The organism is Microcoleus sp. B4-C2, from assembly GCF_036705265.1.
Classification (GTDB): domain Bacteria; phylum Cyanobacteriota; class Cyanobacteriia; order Cyanobacteriales; family Microcoleaceae; genus Microcoleus.
Genome location: NZ_JAUBUB010000016.1, coordinates 15,499 through 32,896, shown reverse-complemented (window position 1 = coordinate 32,896; position 17,398 = coordinate 15,499). Strand labels below are relative to the sequence as shown.

Genomic DNA, 17,398 nt, shown 5'->3' with positions numbered 1-17,398 from the left:
TTATTACGAGCTAACTTCATTAATTATTGCACAGGTTCAGAAGATTGTTACCGATAATTTACCCGCTGCCCTCCATCTCAACCAACGCCAAATGTACTCCCTATAAGGTATTTTGGGCTCGGTTATTTACGGCGAGACACATATCTTTCCACCTGCATTTTCTGAATATTAGTGCCTTCAAATCCAGCATTTTGAGAACTAAAAAATTCCGCGCGATCGCCCAGAGCATTATAGTAGCTGTAAAGGTAATCGATCAGTTGCTGGCTGCCAGTCGAATAGAGGTTATTCGGCAGCGCGTTTACCGTTATACCTCCGATTAAGCAGTGTGGTGTTTCCACAAATCGATTTTCCAGATTTGGCAGCCCTGCCGCCACTAAACCGTATTGAATTATAACTGCTATATTTTAATTTTTCAAACGATACAACACCGACTCAGTATTAAAATTTTTTCCGAAAACTGGTTGCAGCGGGCCCTCGGCACTTGTCAGCCAAGATAGAGCTTTTCTGGTAGCTGCGTCTGTCCCAGTCAGGGGCCCGAATCCTACAGTCCTAATTTTATTTCGCCGTAGATTGTCAATCCATGCCGAAAGTCGATCGGCTCTAAACGGCACATATAAGACTTGTCTGTCCATATTTCTCCCGTAAAATAGGTAGCTGCGCGAACTTAAAAAGAAGCCTATTTTTTGATCTGGTACTGTATTTTTATCAATATATTCGTAAATACCACGATACAGTTCGGTGCGTGCAATATCTCGCTTTTCCCTCCAATGACCAATTACTATCAATCCGATAACGACACCAATTATCACGATGTAAATCGATTTTTTGCGGGTGGGAAATAGATGATTCAGCCATTCTAAGCGAGGATTGATTTTCCACAATATCGCAGCCAGCGTCACTGACACCAGATAAAATATTGGGTATCTTAATATATCTGGCAAACTGGGGCCTAATATTTTCCCGATAGTATTAATAGCTTCTATTGGGTTAGACTTAAAATTGTCAATCAACAAACTACCCCAAACAATACTATCTCCGGTGAAAGAAGCATTTTTAATATAATCAAAAATTGTGTTGCTAGTAATTCCGAACAAACCACTAACCAAAACCACTGCCAGAACAACTAGATTTGGAGTTTTCAAGATAGTTGCTGTAGCTGCTGCTGCGATGCCCAGCAAGCTTAAAAAGGGAAAGCCGTATCTGAGGTTAAAACCCAGTAAAGGGCTGAGTTTACCGATCGAATCTCCCGCCGTACCGGACGTGTAAGGTGTAAATAGATACAGAATTCCTGTGCTGGCGAGAAGTATAATTAAAATAATATTATTTTGATTAATTATTCTAGTTTTACCCTGGAAAAAAGCCAGAGGTGCTGCCAATACCTGAAGGGCGATCGCCATAAAGGGCAGTTGCAATCTAATGATAATTTGTAAGCCGACAGTTTGCCAGTGGGAAACATTGCTGGGATTAAATTGAGCGGCTAAAGTGCTTTGCCAAATCTTTAGAAGTGGCGAAGCGGGCTGCTGCTGTACCGGAGGTGCTAGCCCAGGTATGGGAGACGGTAAGGAAACAGGATCTAAGGGAATTTTAATATCGCCGAATTCGCCGACAGGATAATTGATTTGCAGCAAGTTTCTCGCATACCAAAAACATCCTAAAAGCAAGCAACAAGCTAGGCCGCAAAGTAACACTGGTTTGAGAAAGTGGCGAATTCTAAAATGAGCTGGTGTAGATTTTTTATTAACCGCGAATCTTTTAATTTCTAATATTGCTAATCCTCCTAAAAGTGAGGCGGCATAGATTATTCCCGTGATTTTTATTCCGGCTAGCATTCCTGCGGTTGCCAAAAATAGCGATAGTTCCGATTGCGAGCGGCTGCTATGATAGGATAAACCTAGATACAAGCCGACTGTAAATATTGCAGCTAGCGGTAAATCTGGCTGAATGGTGTTAACTTGGTTGAGCATCATCGGTACTGTCAATACTAAAGATGCTGCTGCCATACCGTGAATTCGGGTTGCTCCAAATTTTATGCTTAATAGATAGACGGCAATTCCCTCAAGTACCCACGCAATTACCAGGGGGAAAGCTGCTAGAAAATCTTCTCCGAAGGGAAGCACACACAAAGCAGATAAAACGTGCCAATTGTAGGGATATACTCGTGCTTGCTCTTGTTCAAAAATCCAATTTCCGGTGGCATCTAATAATGTAAATGAATGGGTTTGATACCATCGGGCGATCGCAGGCAGGTGAAACCACAATGAATCATAATTGGTTATGGGTTTGGTTGCGATAGTTTCCAACAGCACAAATCCAGCCAAAGCGGTGGCAACAATAATTAGTGATTCTGAGAGAGTCCGAGGTTGATTGAGTTGGGGAATCTGCCACTCGGAGAAGGTAAAAGTTTTGTGGTTTTTGGTATAAATCAGGATGAAGCCGATCGCACAAATCAGAATTTCTGCTATAATCACCGCAGTAATATTTAGTCGATCGGCACTTCCTAAAATCAAGCCGATACAAACTTGGGCAATACTCCATCCCGTCAGGAGTACGAGGAGAAAATGGGGAAATGAATAGTTATTGTTTTCTTTCTGATTCTCAAAGGCAAGAGACAAGCTTAAGGGAATCGGCCCGACTACAATAATCAGAAATAAAATTAATTCCCACAAATGCTGCGCTATTAGCATAAGCTGCAAGTTACCATTTTTTATGAGTTTTTCCTCGTTACCCGAAAGAGTCGGGTAACGAGGAAAAACAACGAGTTAGCGTGCTGGTTGCACAAAACATTAATTTTCTTGTGGGGAGTAGGGGTTTGGCTTTTCGACCCTTCCACAAGAAAATTAATCTAGCCCATCCCCAATTTTTACCTGTTAGCTTGCTTCTGAGGTTTGGGTTTGACTGCTTCGGCATCTTTGGGCTTAGAAGTATCAGCTTTTAAGAATTCCGGGAATGGCGGCTGGAGGTTGTGAACTTCGATGTCCATTCCCAGCGGCAGAGGTGGAAGCTGGGGCAGATCGTTTTCCCAATCCTTGAGTGAGCTAGCGGTTTGTATTTCCACCATTTTCGGCATTTGCGGTACTTTGGCGGTTTCCAAACTGCCGATCATTTTTGCCAGAGCGAATTCTAGCTGAGATCCCGGGTCGATCGCCACCCAACCCTGATCGGTCATTTGCCGAACCTCGAAGTGAAGGTGAGGCCCTGTAGACATTCCCGTACTGCCGACGCGGCCGATCGTCTCTCCCTGTTTCACGAACTCTCCCGGTTTCACAAAAAGTTCCGAAAGGTGGGCGTAGAGAGTTTCCTGAGACTTTTTGTTGTGGTTGAGAACCACTGTCAAACCGTAACCGCCCAACCAATCGGCGATCGCCACTTGACCCGCATAGGCTGCCAGTACGGGCGTTCCCATCGGGGCACCCAAGTCAGTTCCGGTGTGAAACCTGCCGTAGCCCAGAACTGGATGAGTCCGCCACCCAAACGGCGAAGTAATTGCCGAAGCAATAGATAGCGGGAACAGCAAGCTGGTGTTGCCATTTCCGGGGACGCCTGGGGGACGCGGCGTGAGATTGTAGTAAGCAAAACCGGTATTGCTGCCACTGCTGACACTAACGGCACCGACTTGAACCGGCCCAAGTCCCATGCTGGGCGCTGGAGCGCCGCCGCCGTAAGATGCAGATCCGGCATAATACCCAGCGTCTGCGGAGTATCCAGTGTCTGCGGAGTAGCCGATGTTAGCCGACGAGTATCCAGCGTTAGCCGAGTATCCAGTGTCTGCTGAGTATCCAGCGTTCGGCGAGTAGCGCGGGGGTACGTAAGCAGATCCCGGTGGGTTTGAATCCCTCCAAACCTGGCTGCCTATTTGTTGAACGGCTTGACCGAGTTTACTGACAGGATTTCCGCTACTATTTCCGGCAACAGTTCCCCGAACGTCGCCCGGAAGGCTTTCTGGCAGATTTCGAGGAGGAGGGGCTGCAATATAGCCGTCGTCTGCGATCGGAGGTTCCTCTCTGTAGTTGGGTTCTCCGGCATCTGCCGTCACCGGCTCGGAAACAGGAGGAGGCGCGCACAAACCGCCTTCTCCTTCGCAGCCGGTCGATCGCTCTGCAAACTCTATTCTCGTTGGCGCTTCGTACTCTTGGTACTCTTCGTACTCGCTGGTAGCACCAATGCTGTAGTCTGTTTGGTCGATTTCAGCGTGGGCTGGGTTAACTGGCGCTTCAAAAGGTGGCTCCTGGGCCGTCGCTTCTGGCAGGGGAATCAGCGCTGGCTCCGGCAGATAATATTGGGTAGGAGGTGGTTCGCTGGCGTACTCCGGCTCCCAGGCAGGTTCGGGATCGAAAGGCTCGGACGGTGGAACTTCTGCCTGCGGTTCAGGGTATGGTTCTGGTTCCACTTGGCTGTATGCGGGTTCCGGGGGCGGGAGAGGAGCTTCAAATAATGGCTGGAGGTCTGCTGCACCGGGGATGGCTTGTTCTGCGGGCGGAGTTTCGGCTTGGGCCCAAACTAAGCCTTTGCTGAGCAGTCCCAGACTGGCAAGACAACCCAGTCCCACCAGCAGTGAGCGATCGGACAAAAGGCGCGATCGAGTCCGGGCGCCTGTAGGGTTCTTTTTTTGCTGTTTGGTTTTCAAATGGGCTGTTATTTGCTTGTCTGGAACTGGTTTCACGATTTTTTTTCCCAACTCAACAGGGGGCACAAGGATCTCGAAGTCAGGATCGAATGTATGGCAATCCTTGTCTTTATATACAGGCCTAACTGATTTTACCGGGCTTGAGGCAATTTTTTCTGCACATCGAACAAGCTCAAATGCTTTACGCATTCAGTCGCGATCGATATCCGGTTTTTTTGATCCCGATGGCACTTGCCTAAAAGTCTGTGACGGCCACAATGATGATAGCGCTTTGGTGTTCGTATATGTTAATTAGTTGCCTATATTTCTCGGCTTATGCAAAATTTCGGCGCAGTCGATCGTCCTGAGATATTGCACCATTCTCAATAATCTTTTCAGGGCGGGATCTCCTGCCCAACCCCTACTCCCCACAAGAAAATCTACTCTTTGTGGAACAGGCCGGAAAGCCTGTTAAGCGAGAATGGTACAAGATGTGAGTTGTCCTAAAACCGCCGACTCATCGCGATTTTTTCCTGAAAGCTGGCGCTGCGTTTAAACTTCGCGGACAAAATTTTTGATTGTTTAGAATACAAGCTAATTGATTCGCTTGAGTAAGGATAGGTTTCATGACTGTAGCTGGCGATCGCTTGACAAATTTTCCTGACTCTGAGTGCCTCAGACAGCCTGACGGTATTAGTTGGGACTGGCAGAGTTCTGAAGGCTTGCCCTATCTGACTTGCAGCTTGCTTTCTCGCTGGTCTCACGGCTTTTTTACTCGCGATTTCTCGCCCCAGGGGCCGATCGATCTGACGGAAGTTCTCGAACCAGGAGCTAAGGTTTACCGACTCCAACAGGTACACGGCAATGCGGTACTCAAAACGAGTGAGTTGTCACCCGTTGTGGCTCCGGCCCCGGAAACCGCTGCCCCAAGCTATGCTGAGGCTGATGGCTTGGTTGCCGATCAAGAATTGGAGGCGCTGTGGGTTTGCTCGGCTGACTGTGTGCCGGTGTTGATTGCTGACGATCGCACGGGACTCGTTGCGGCAGTTCACGCGGGTTGGCGCGGGACTGCTGCTAAGATATTACCAGAGGCGATCGCTCAACTTGTGGCACAAGGCAGTCAACTAGAAAATCTGAAGATTGCTATGGGGCCGGCGATCGCTGGAGAGGTTTACCAGGTATCTGTGGAAGTAGCAGCGGAACTGGGAGCCACCATTGCTCCTAAGAGTGCCGTTAGTGCGACAGCCGACGGCATCTGCGAGTTTTTGCATCAACTGCCGCAAACGCCTGTTTTAGCCGATCCAGAACCGGGAAAAGTACGCTTGGATGTTCGCCTCTGCAATGCTCTGCAATTGCAGCAGTTGGGAATCGATCTTTCTCAAGTGGCGATCGCTCCTTTCTGTACTTATTCTGACTCGGCTCGCTTTTTTTCCTATCGCCGCGATCGACTTAAAAAAGTCCAGTGGTCGGGAATTGTGAGCGCCTGCAGGACAAGTCCCTTCTGAGGGCATTTGGCAGAAGGTAAAATTTTAGACGGCCAAGATAAAAATAACAATCTTTGGATTCATTATTTTTTATTTACGAATGCCAAATGCCTTCTAGTTTCAACCTTCGTAAGGTTTGCTGGTTCCTGTTTTAAAGCACTAAAAACTAGCAGCAAAACTTTTGGGAAAGCGGCAGAGCTCCCGCCCCGCTTTCCTCTCTTGTTAAGATTACTCTATAACGAGAGTCTTCAGCGGGTTATTACAATGAGTGAGCCAACTCCCTATCAACTTCTTGAAGTCGATGAAGATGCTTCCTTTGATGAAGTGCAAGAGGCCCGCACGCGCCTAGGCGAGCAGTACAGCGGTGACAAGAAACGTTTGGAATTGATCGAAGCCGCTTACGATGCGATCCTCATGGATCGCCTGCGGCAGCGACAGGAAGGGAAAATTAAAGTACCCGAACGCATCCGCTTTCCCGAACGGCTGACTCCCCCACCCCCAAGCTTTACTCCGTCTCCTCCGAGTGGCAGCCCAGCTTGGTTGCAGCGGTTAATCGATACTCCTAGTCGATCAGACATTTTGTGGCCGGCTGGGGTGTATGTGGGGTTAGGCGGACTGAGTATTTATCCGGCGGCTAATGATGGTTTACTACAGTTGACTCTGGCTCTTGGGGTCGGCTGTTGTCTTTATTTTATTAATCGCAAGGAACAAAAATTTGGTCGCGCCGTGCTGCTGACTGTGGCTGGCTTGGTTATAGGCTTGTTGCTGGGAGGATTTTTGGGTTCTTTGGTCAGTCCGGCATTTATAACAACAGAGAAATTTATCGCTGTGTTTACGTTTTTAATTCTGTGGCTGGTTAGCAGTTTTCTGCGATAGTCAGTTGACAGTTGACAGTTGACAGTTGTCAGTTGTCAGTTGTCAACAGTCATCAATCATTAGTCAAGCATCAACAGTCATTAGTTATTGGTAATTGTTGAGTGGTAATTAGTAATTGGTAACAATCAACTAACTACTAACACCTAACACCTACGAACCAACCAATAACAATTAACCAATAACAATAATTAACCACTGCCAACTGTCAACTGTCAACTGTCAACTGACAACTGTCAACTGACTAATGACTACTGACTATCTAAGATAATCTCAACTGCTTCGCTCAAATTGTTAGCAATTAAATCCGGTTGGTGCATTTCTAGTTGGGTGCGATCGCGAATTCCGCACAAAACACCAATTACCTTGACACCGTGCGTTTTTGCTGATATAATATCCGCCTCCGTATCCCCAACCATCCAAGTGTCAGAAGCCGGCGGCAGTTCGGCCAGAGCTCTTGCCATCAACAGGGGCTTATCTTTGACATCCCCGGTTTTAACGTAATCGTTGGGGAGGCAATAGCGGCGGTTTTCTGGGAAAAAATGCCCTAAATTGCAGCGGTTGAAGGCTTCATCTAGTTCCCTAACGCGGCGCATGGTCATCACCGCTAAGTCTACTCCAGCGCGCTGCACCTTTTCGAGAGTTTCGACAGCGGTGGGAACTGGTCGATCGTAAATCATGTAGGGTAGGGTGTGGACGGTTTGACGGCGTTTATGGGCAAAATCGCGGGCTTGATCTGCATCTAATCCAGAGAGGATGGCGATTTCGGTTTCGGGAACCCGCGCGCGCTTCATGTCCCAAAACTCTGCCTTGGGGAGTTCGCGCACTGCTTGACCCTCACGTTGAGTCTCGGCGAGACACTTCTGGTAAACTCGGTAGTAGCGATCGGACACGTCCATAATCGGGCCGTCAAAGTCGGTAATAAGTCTCAGCATTTAGCAGAGTATTTTTAAGCTTTGTATACAAATCCTTCGATACTATATCATTTAAAGGTAACACTTTCTTTACAAAAATTGACACAAATACCTAGGGGAGGTAAGGTCTATAGGAATGGTGCTAATTAAAGCAAACATTTGAATTAAACTGTGCTGTTCATCAACTTGAGCGGTTGTCAGCCATATCGGGAAATTTAAAATTAAAATGTGTCGCACAAATAGTGTAAACCGCTACATATTGTTCATAAATCTCAACCTCAATCGAGGCTGATTTTGACTGCGCTTTCTCACAAAAAGTGGGTCAAATTAATATTTAGCCCCATTTTTAAAATAAGCAAAAAACTGCTTGGAGAATCCAAAGTGTACTGTTTGCATAAATGAGCCAGCGATAACAGGTGATAACATCTGCCAGTATAAAAATTTCCCTGATAAATCGCAGCCAAACAACAACTAACTTTACCGGCTAACCTTTGAGAGAGATGCTCTACAATAACGAGATGCTTCCCACATTAACTGTAGAGAGCAGCCCCAGAAGTATTAATATTCTTCTTTATAAGCTGTTATCCTTACGCAGGATTGAATACCTCACAGTCGATCGGGAACTTAAGATTAAAGAAATATCTTTGAAAGTGCAAGATTTTGCCTACATTCATGAAGAAGTAGCCGAAGGAAAAGACGTGCGCGATAGTTTTCCCGAACTGATCGGAATTGAAGGACTCCTGGAAGATATTATTGAAGAACGACAGCAAGATTGTCAGTTGAAATCAATTAGCAGAGTTCTCAAAGACGGATCTTATTTGTATCTAAATTTGTACATTTTTGGTTATAAGGGACAAGCCAATGCTGACAGATTGATTATTTTATGTGAAGATGTGACAGATAGCATTGGAGGTCAGCCAACCATCCTTCAGGCTGCCAAGAAAACAAGTATTAAAGGCGATAAGTTAGCTGCGGCTGGCGATTATATTGACAAAATTATTAATTCCCTAGGGGATGTTTTGTTCGTAACCGGAACATCGGGCCAAATCAAAAAAGTGAATCAAGCTGCACAGCAATTATTTGGGTATACCGAATCGGAATTAATCGGTCAATCCATATCCCTGATTACGGCAGAGGAGGAATTGTTACGCAAAGTCAGCCAGCTACCTCCTGCACTTAAAAGCCAATATTGGCCTCAAGTAAAAGTAGCTTGCCAAACGAAAATAGGTTTAAAGCTGATTGTTGCATTTTCATGCTCTACTTTCGAGACAAGCATAGGAAGCCCAGATGCAGATAGCGAGGTTATACAAGATTTTGTTTATATCGGCAAAGACATTACCAAGCAACAACGCATAAAAAAGTGTCAAGAAGCACAGTATGCTGTGACTCATATCCTGTCAGAATCGAGTTCTCTAGATAGCGCAACTCCGAAAATTTTGCAAGCTATTTGCCAAAGTTTTGGGTGGGATTTTGGCGAACTTTGGACGCCGACAGAGGCGGAGAAAGAAACTAGATTGGGTGAGGAAATAAAATCTGAAACAGATCCGCTTTGGTGCCTGCCGCTTTGCTGTCCGATCGAGGAAACTCCTAGTTGGCGGCGGGTGGCAGTTTGGCAGGCAGCGGAGGAAGTTAGGGAGTTTGCCGAAAACGATCGGCAGATTACTTTGGCTGCGGGTGAGGGTTTGCCGGGAGCGGTTTCCAGAAGCGGTTCTACGCAGTGGATTACTGATCTTGTGGGCGATCCCACTTTCGTGCGATCGCGCTTGGCAGAGGAAGCGGGACTGCGATCCGGATTCGGTTTCCCCATTCACGCTAGGAGCCAAGTTGTAGGAGTAATGACTTTTTTTTGCCGCGAAGAACTGCCACCGGATCAAGATTTACTTCAGATCATAGCTGTGGTAAGTTCTCAATTAGGAGAATTTGTTAAGCGCAAATATGCAGAGCAAGAATTGCAAGAAGCTGAAGCTTCAATCCGATTTTTGTACGAACAAGAAAAACGCCAAAGTGAAGAATTAGCTCGGCAAAATTTAGCTTTAGAACAAGCCAAATTAGAATTACAAGCAGCTAACATGGAATTGCAGCGGCTCGCTTCGGTGGATGGATTGACTCAAATTCCCAACCGTCGCTGTTTTGACAAAAAATTGGAGTTAGAATGGCAGTTGATGGAGCGAGAAAAAGAGTCGCTATCTTTAATTTTGTGCGATATCGATTTTTTCAAACTTTACAACGATCGTTACGGGCATCAAGGAGGCGACGAATGTTTAAAACAAGTAGCCGAGATTTTAGCTAGCAACGCTCAGCGGGCAGGAGATTTAGCCGCCCGCTACGGTGGCGAAGAATTTGCGGTAATTTTGTCGCGAACTGATGTGCAAGGAGCAAAGCAGGTAGCTGAAGCAATTCGCAGGGATTTGAAAGCAGCGGCAATTGTTCATGCTGCTTCCAAGGTAAGTGAGTTTATAACTCTCAGTATGGGGATCGCTACTACTGTACCTGCTGCTGGTTCATCGATCGAGGAGTTGATTGGACAAGCCGATCGAGCGCTGTATCGAGCTAAACTAGAAGGACGCGATCGTATAGTTGCCCTAGACTTGAAAATAGAATTTCAGGGCCCAAAAGGAGTATGTTCTGATGATTGTGAGAGAAGCTAACATCGCTGACGCACCTGCAATCGCACGGGTGAATCTAGATACTTGGCGGACAGCTTACCGACAAATCATACCAGCAGATTATCTCGCACAGTTATCCTATGAAAAGCGAGAAAGCAATTGGCAAGAAATCCTCGTAAACGCAGAAAAAAGTAAAAGTTTTGTGTACGTTGCTGAGAATGACGCGGGACAAATTGTGGGTTTTGCTGCGGGTGGTTGCGAGCGAACGGGCAAATATGTTTATCAAGGAGAATTATTTGCCATCTATATTTTGGAGGAATATCAGCGTCAAGGAATCGGACGGCAACTCGTCAGAACAGTTGCCACAAAATTGGCAGAATTAAGTTTTAACTCGATGCTAGTTTGGGTACTAGGAGACAATTCAGCCTATAGGTTTTATGAATTCTTAGGAGGTGAAAAAGTAGACGAAAAGCAAACAAGTAGAGCAGGAGTTGCACTCAAAGAAATTGCCTACGGATGGAAAGATATCGCAGTGCTGATTAACACGCCGATATGACCGAAAAAGTGGATGTTTTGTCAATCATCTATTAAACTTCCCCTCTTCATTTGTTCGCGTTCAATTGCCTCAAACAAAGCTCTAAAATTCCCCGCCCCAAAACCTCCAGCTTGCACCTGTTTGCCGTTAACTAAACTAACTCGGCGCTCAATAATCTCGAAAAAGAAAGTCGGTTCTGAAAAAATTGGCTGGGTAAATATTTGCAGCAGCATCGCTGCGGGAGTATCTTCTTGCCAATCTGCCAAAACTTGACAAGCTGCAATTGCTTGCCAATCTGCCGGCAAATAGTTTTGCCGCTGCTGCAATTCCGAGTAGTATGTTGGAGGAACGGGCAGAAAAGGCAAACCGCACGATCGCAAATCCGCAACAACCCCCACAATATTATTAGTTTGCAAAGCCATGTGCTGAATTCCCGGCCCCCGATTGGCGCTCAAAAACTCTTGAATTTGAGAATTAGCTGATGCCGGTTCATTAATCGGGAATTGCACCCCACCTTCAGCGTGCACCATAACTTGGCTCCGCAAAGCCGATTTCTCAGTCTGAATGTCAAAATTTTGCTGCGGTTGAAAACCTAATATTTTTTGATACCAACTCACAGCACTTGACAAATCGCCCGATTCCACATTTAACACTACATGGTCAATCCGGGTAAACAACGGCAGCTTATCCGCAGCCGATAGCAGTGAATGGCTGCCAATGCGCTCCACGAGAGTATGGGTTAAATCTCCCCAGCCCGCGATTTTGGCCCGCTTAAAATAGCCTGCTGCGTTTAGGTCTTCTTGAATCGGTTCCAGGATTTTAGCGCCTTCAGCCGCCGCTCTAGCTATCGCTAATTCGATATTTTTTACCCGAAAGCCTACATCGGCAATCCCTGGAGGATGAAACTTCAACCAACTAGCAGCGGGACTAGCGGGTGTCAGGGGCGAAGATAAAACAAAACATACATTGCCACTGCTGACAACTTCAGTGTGAGTGTGGCTGTTGGCATAACCTGCTATGAATTGAAAGCCTAACTGGCTGACAAACCAGTCGCGGGATACTTTAGCGTTTTCAACGTAAAATTGAATGCGATCGAACTCCATAATCAATAATTGAAAATGGAAACTGAAAAATGGAAAATCTGCTGATTTTCCAGGCGAAACTGCAAAGGAGGGACTGAGTAAGGGATATTTTTCATACTTTTTATTGCGCGCCCACTTAATAATAACCTAAAGATTGAATCTCTTAGCTCCCTCTGAAGGCAGAAATAAGCCGGCACTTAAAAGAAACCCCCTGTCTGCGATAATTTAGGTTTGACCGCTAGGCCTTCGCCAATAGGACTAAGGCAAAAAAATGGTTTGATGCGCTACTTATAGGGTAAGGTGCGTGAGCTCGTGCACCCTACATAATTAAGTGCTGTACAATTTCTCAAACCTAAAAAAATCATAATTTTTCTTGCCTTCAGCTTCTGCTGCCTTCTGCCTTCAAATCACTCCTCAATAGCTAAAAGAACAAATGACTTTCCGGCTGAATATTAATCTCCATCGGCACAGCTTGCGGGTCAGCCGAAAGAGCAAACATAATCGCATTGGCGGCAGTTTCGGTAGTCAGCATTTTTGACCGGTCTACCTTCAAACTCACATTATCCCAAAACGGAGAATCCACCCCGCCAAAATAGAATAGCGTAAACTTAATGCCGTAGCGTCGCAGCTCATCTGCCATGCACTTGCTGAAACCAACTACCCCAAACTTTGAAGCGCAATAAGCCGTTCCCATCGCCATCGAATGCTTGCCCAAAATCCCGATGACATTGCAAATGTGGCCGGATTTGCGCTCTTTCATCACATTCGCGGCTGCTTGAGACGTATAAAAACTGCCTTTTAAGTTTAAGTCAAGCATTGCATCTAAATCAGCGGGTTCTAACTTGTTCCACTGCTTGAGAATTCCGGCACCGGCGGCATTTATGAGGGCATCAATTTGTCCAAAATGTTCCAGAGTTGTCTGCATCAACGTCTCGACTTGTGGCAAATCGGTGATATCTGTGGGCACGCACAGTACCTCTGTTGCCGAAAGTTCGCTAGCTAAAGCGTCTAATTTACTGCTGTCTCTGGCGGCGAGCACTAGCCTCGCACCCGCATCAGCGAGTTTGCGGGCCACGGCTGAACCGATGCCACCAGTCGCACCCACCACAACCACAACTTTGTCGTGCATATCCCTTTACATTTCTTTACGTCCAGATTGTATAATAACTCAAGTTGCTTGTAATGGGGATGCTTATATATTTGAATTTTTAATTAATTGAGGGAAACTTGCCAGCCTTTTTCGGCTTTTTTTAGCTGGAGAGAAGTGCAGGATTGCAAAAATTTAGTAAATTTTTTACCCAAATTAAAATCTTTAATTATTTGGGTAATTTGTTTGCCGTATTGTCGGTGAAATTCACTGCCAACATTGGAGAGAAATACAGAATTTTCAGGAGAGTTGTCGGTTAAGTCGCCAACGATTTTGACGAGAGCTCTTTCTAAGTCTTCGAGAGAATTAATATCGGTCAAAGTTGCAGGTGCTGGCTGGTGGTTATTCAGATTTTCTTGGTTAAGTATTGGCGGTGGGGGCGATAATCTTACTTCAAAAAGAGTGACATAAGTTTGAGAAGTTTCTGAGGGTTTGTGGAGGACAAAATCGGTGGGATATTTGACAAATATATCCCTGGTTTTAGTACCAAGCAAATGATGGGCAACAACTTGATTGAGGACTAAGCCGTAATTTTCCTTAAATAAAGCTGAAACTGTAGAAAGTTTTATCCACTGAGTTGAGGTACGCTTTTGCTCTTTTTTGATTAATTCTTTGAGCTGAATAACTAATTGTTCTAGGGGGGTTATTTCCGGTGTGGTTACTAGGGAATGGGTTTCCAATTGTCCGGTTTTGCTGTTTAAAACTAGGATTTTATCTATTTGTTTGCGGACTTGAAATACGGTTAGTCCGTGGGCTTGCAGTGTGTTGCTGAGGTGAGTGAGGGCGCGATCGGACGAACAGACAAAAATCTCCTTGGCTGTGGGATAATGTACGAAAATCGATGCCCCGACTGTAGCCATTTTTAAGTCGGCGCTGTCTTTGCCGGGGGGGACGTGAATTAGTTGATAGCCACGCTGGTGAAATTCGGCATCTTTTTTGCCCATGCTGCGCCAGTTGGCAAAGGCAACTTTGATTTGGATGGGATAGTGGCAAATTCCCTCTAAAAATTTTTCGGTTTCGATGGTGAGTTGCAAGTTTTCGACATCTAGCAGCAAGATAGCAATGCCGCTAGGAAGCGGGGCTGGTTGATTGGCTGTTGAAGTTGGAGGTTCTGACGAAACTGAGTTTTGTGATTTAGCTGGTGCTGTTTGAGATTGGGCTAGCTGCTGAATTTTGGCACATAATTTACTGAATTGAGGTGAATTAACGAATTCTGGAATCAGCAGAATTTGTAGGTATTTTTTCGCACTCAGCACCAGGGAATCTGTATCGCTGGCTACTGTGAAACTTTTTGTCAATTTTCCAATCAAAACTGACTGAAAATCAGGTTTGGCCCAGGGGGTTTTCCTGTATTTTTCAGTTATCCATTCGGGATGCTTTTCCTGAATGGTAATTAGGGTTTGAGCTATATAGCGACTGATGGCGCTGAATGCGAGAGATTCTTGAGTCGCAAGCTCGGAGGTTCGATCGGGCATGGCCCTCTACAATGCGGGATGCTGTTTCAATTTATCACAATTCTAGTTTTTCGCCGGGAGTCGGACGATCGCCCGCCAAATTAAACCGGCGACAATTAATGCCAATCCTGTCAGCCAAATTTGCCTCTCCACCCAAAAAGCCAGAAACAGACAATTCCCCAAACCCACCCAAGCCAACCATTGCGGATAAAGCCTTTCGGCGGGGGAAAGTTGCAGCGCCGCGAGGTTGGTGATAGCGTAGTAAATCAAAACGCTAAAAGCGCTAAATGACCAAGTGGTTTTGACATCGCCGACGAGGATTAAAAGTGCGATCGTAACTTCGACAACCACCACAGCCACGTAGGGAGTTGTCCCCGAAGGATTCAGCCGCGCCAAGACTCTGGGCATATCCAAGCGTCGCCCCATCGCCAGCCAGATGCGCGACAGCCCTAAAATTAAGTTCAGCAAGACTCCCAACATAGCGGTAATTGCGCCGACGGCTAGCAGTTGAGAAACTCCCGGAATTCGGAAACTGCGGGCGATGACTTCCAAGGGTGCAGTCGTGCCGCCTGGTTGTAAAGACAATTTATCGGCTCCCCCCGCGCCCGCGACAACTACTGCTACCCCGACGTAAAGCAGCATTGTCAGCACCAAAGTGAAAATTATGGCTTTGGGAATGGTTTCCCTCGGTTCCCGCACTTCCTCGCTCATTGTGGTGATGCGGGCGTAACCGCTATAAGCGACAAACATCAGGGCGGTGGCCTGGAAGATGGAGCCGATCGAGCTATCATTCTGTACGGTGGCCATTTCCCACCTTACCTCTGGCAAACCGACAGCAACAAACACCGCTAAGGATAGGAGTGTAACTGAGACTATGGCAGTATTGGCAATATTCGATCGCCTAATTCCCGTCAATACAATTAAAGTGATGGCGGCGAGGGCGACTAAAGCTGTTAGGATCAGGTAAGTGCGATCGGCTACACCAACTGCATTTAAAAAATACCCCGCAAAACCCAAAGCAGCAGTAGCCGCAGAAGCCGTTTTCGCCAACAAAAACATCCAGCCCGCTGTAAAACCCAGCCAAGGATTGAGATATTTGTAGCCATATTCATAAGTACCGCCGCTAACAGGATGATTTGCTGCTAATTGAGCGCTGTTAAGGCCATTGCACACAGCAACAAAAGCTGCAATAGCTACAGCCAAAATCACTCCCGGCCCAGCAACTTCCGCCGCAATGCCGATACTCACAAATACTCCGGTACCGAGGATTGAGCCCAGGCCCATGAGAGTTGCGCCGAAAACACCTAACTCTCGCTTCAGAAGTGGTGAAGACATTTTTGCAAAAAACCTTACAAAGTTTTCAAGACGATCGCAAATAGCACATTAGACATCTCCAATAATTCTTGTGGAACAGGCATCCTGCCTGTTCAAAACTGGCTTTTCTGGAGATGCCTATTTAAAAAAACAATTGTCGCTGCCGTTTCTAGTTTAAGCTTTTTCCCGATCAATTTTATAGTCATCAAAAGATTGGTTCAACAGTCCATTATCTCAGTTGGTGGGAAAAATTTAAACTGTTCATAATCTAAATTAATTCAAAATTTAAAGATCGACTGTTATCCTCCTATAGGATTCGCTGCTCATCATACTTAACGCACAGGATCAAATTATATGGCGCTCAATTTGATGAAATTTAAGCTTAACGGCTGGACAATAGCCGGTGCATCGGCATTTGTAGCTGCGGCGATCGGTATGTCAGTCCCAGCGATTCAGGCTCAAGGACAAAGAATAGTTAAAATCGACGGTTCCAGCACAGTCTACCCGATTACCGAAGCTGTCGCCGAAGAGTTCCAAAAAACCAACAGAGGCATACAAGTTACCGTGGGCGTCTCCGGTACGGGTGGGGGCTTCAAAAAATTCTGCCGCGGTGAAACTGACATTTCCAACGCTTCCCGACCGATTTTGAAAGCGGAGATACAAGCCTGCGCTCAAGCTGGGATTAGATATATAGAACTCCCCGTGGCTTATGACGCTCTGACAGTGGTGGTTAACAACCAAAATACCTGGGCGCAAAACTTGACAGTTGCCGAACTCAAGAAAATGTGGGAACCCGGAGCTCAGGGTAAAATCAATAACTGGAACCAAATTCGGGCAGGATTTCCCAACGCACCCCTGAAGCTTTTTGGTGCTGGTACGGCTTCTGGAACTTTTGACTATTTTACTGAAGCGATCGTCGGTAAATCTAAATCTAGCCGGGGCGACTACACTGCCAGCGAAGACGACAACGTGTTAGTCAACGGTGTTTCTCGCGACAAAAATGCCATAGGTTACTTTGGCTACGCTTATTACGAAGCAAATAAGGGCAAGCTCAAATCAGTGGCAATTAATGGTGGTAGAGGACCTGTATTGCCTTCTGCACAGACAGTGCAAAATGGCTCTTATCAACCGCTATCCCGTCCTCTGTTCATCTACGTTAATGCCAAGTCGGCAGATAAACCGGAAGTGAAGCAGTTTGTCGAATACTATATCAAGAACGGTGCTAAACTAGCGCGCGATGTCAAGTACGTAGCTCTACCTCCACAGGCTTATACAACTGCTATGGGTCATTTTACCAAGCGTCGTGTAGGCACTATTTTCGGTGGCGAAGAAGCTGTAGGTTTGACGATTGAGGAAATGTTGAAGCGCGAAGCCAGATAGCAAGTT

General features: G+C 46.2%; 13 protein-coding genes. 5 read left to right on the top strand and 8 right to left on the bottom strand.

Translation table 11 applies throughout. The features are described from left to right. Positions 1–122: 122 nt before the first annotated feature. The 3 genes from QUB20_RS07925 to QUB20_RS07915 all read right to left on the bottom strand — a co-directional run bounded on the left by QUB20_RS07925 (position 123) and on the right by QUB20_RS07915 (position 4,660). Positions 123–338: a hypothetical protein gene (locus QUB20_RS07925; RefSeq protein WP_333245373.1), complete on the bottom strand. Its 216-nt coding sequence runs from the start codon at positions 336–338 to the stop codon at positions 123–125. A gap of 66 nt (positions 339–404) precedes the next feature. Continuing rightward, entirely contained in the window at positions 405–2,684 is a 2,280-nt protein-coding gene (locus QUB20_RS07920) for a hypothetical protein (RefSeq protein WP_333245370.1), read from the bottom strand. A gap of 176 nt (positions 2,685–2,860) precedes the next feature. Further along, the gene (locus QUB20_RS07915; protein ID WP_333245367.1) at positions 2,861–4,660 is read right to left on the bottom strand and encodes a peptidoglycan DD-metalloendopeptidase family protein; all 1,800 of its coding nucleotides are present in this window, start codon (positions 4,658–4,660) and stop codon (positions 2,861–2,863) included. Between the two features lie 569 nt (positions 4,661–5,229). Here QUB20_RS07915 and pgeF point away from each other — a divergent pair. Together pgeF and QUB20_RS07905 are read left to right on the top strand one after the other, a co-directional pair. Continuing rightward, complete coding sequence (pgeF, locus tag QUB20_RS07910; protein WP_333245364.1) at positions 5,230–6,108, top strand: peptidoglycan editing factor PgeF; 879 nt, start codon at positions 5,230–5,232, stop codon at positions 6,106–6,108. A gap of 243 nt (positions 6,109–6,351) precedes the next feature. Then, positions 6,352–6,963, top strand: a complete 612-nt coding sequence (locus QUB20_RS07905) for a CPP1-like family protein (RefSeq protein ID WP_333244724.1) — start codon at positions 6,352–6,354, stop codon at positions 6,961–6,963. A 248-nt stretch (positions 6,964–7,211) separates the two neighbouring features. Here QUB20_RS07905 and QUB20_RS07900 read toward each other — a convergent pair whose 3' ends face one another. Beyond that, positions 7,212–7,895, bottom strand: coding sequence for an HAD family hydrolase (locus tag QUB20_RS07900; RefSeq protein WP_333245359.1), 684 nt, complete (start codon positions 7,893–7,895; stop codon positions 7,212–7,214). A 479-nt stretch (positions 7,896–8,374) separates the two neighbouring features. On the opposite strand from QUB20_RS07900, the gene QUB20_RS07895 reads away from it, so the two are divergent. Next, positions 8,375–10,522, top strand: coding sequence for a diguanylate cyclase domain-containing protein (locus QUB20_RS07895; RefSeq protein WP_333245356.1), 2,148 nt, complete (start codon positions 8,375–8,377; stop codon positions 10,520–10,522). Then, a complete protein-coding gene (locus tag QUB20_RS07890) occupies positions 10,503–11,036 on the top strand; it encodes a GNAT family N-acetyltransferase (RefSeq protein ID WP_333245353.1) in 534 nt (177 codons plus the stop codon). Before QUB20_RS07895 ends, QUB20_RS07890 begins: the two co-directional genes overlap by 20 nt. A gap of 20 nt (positions 11,037–11,056) precedes the next feature. Here the strand turns inward: QUB20_RS07890 and hppD are convergent, their stop codons facing one another. The 4 genes from hppD to QUB20_RS07870 form a co-directional block, all read right to left on the bottom strand. Next, positions 11,057–12,118: a 4-hydroxyphenylpyruvate dioxygenase gene (gene hppD, locus QUB20_RS07885; RefSeq protein WP_333245350.1), complete on the bottom strand. Its 1,062-nt coding sequence runs from the start codon at positions 12,116–12,118 to the stop codon at positions 11,057–11,059. A 400-nt stretch (positions 12,119–12,518) separates the two neighbouring features. After that, positions 12,519–13,226 (bottom strand): SDR family oxidoreductase, encoded by a 708-nt coding sequence (locus QUB20_RS07880; protein ID WP_333245348.1) that lies wholly within the window; start codon positions 13,224–13,226, stop codon positions 12,519–12,521. A gap of 83 nt (positions 13,227–13,309) precedes the next feature. After that, a complete protein-coding gene (locus tag QUB20_RS07875) occupies positions 13,310–14,719 on the bottom strand; it encodes an NYN domain-containing protein (RefSeq protein ID WP_333245345.1) in 1,410 nt (469 codons plus the stop codon). Positions 14,720–14,761: 42 nt separating this feature from the next. Beyond that, positions 14,762–16,033: an APC family permease gene (locus QUB20_RS07870; RefSeq protein ID WP_333245342.1), complete on the bottom strand. Its 1,272-nt coding sequence runs from the start codon at positions 16,031–16,033 to the stop codon at positions 14,762–14,764. Positions 16,034–16,366: 333 nt separating this feature from the next. Here QUB20_RS07870 and QUB20_RS07865 point away from each other — a divergent pair, with 333 nt between their 5' ends. Next, positions 16,367–17,392 (top strand): PstS family phosphate ABC transporter substrate-binding protein, encoded by a 1,026-nt coding sequence (locus QUB20_RS07865; RefSeq protein ID WP_333245339.1) that lies wholly within the window; start codon positions 16,367–16,369, stop codon positions 17,390–17,392. Positions 17,393–17,398 lie beyond the last annotated feature (6 nt).